Below are 230 nucleotides of genomic sequence, written 5' to 3' on the forward strand. Positions count from 1 at the left end.
TTCAGATTGTTTGCGTTCACGCGGCGTTCGCCGTCACGCATATCTTGCAAGGTATGGCATAAGTTAAACACACCGCGCTGACTGAACATCACGTTGTAGTTAATGTCTTCGGATAAACCTTCCCACAGTTTCATACTGTGTTCGTATAGCTGCGACGCTTCGTCCCACAGGTAGTTAGAACGCACAATCGTGGTGTTACGGGCAGTGTTACCCCCACCTAGATAGCCGCG

The 230-nt window shown here is 50.0% G+C and carries 1 protein-coding gene; it reads right to left on the bottom strand.

Features of this window, described 5'->3' with window-relative positions; all coding sequences use genetic code 11:
* Window positions 1–230 (bottom strand): FAD-dependent oxidoreductase (locus LIN78_RS18025; RefSeq protein WP_373307801.1); only part of this gene is annotated, 230 nt, incomplete at both ends.

This window comes from Leeia speluncae, assembly GCF_020564625.1.
In the GTDB taxonomy this organism is placed as follows: Bacteria; Pseudomonadota; Gammaproteobacteria; order Burkholderiales; family Leeiaceae; genus Leeia; species Leeia speluncae.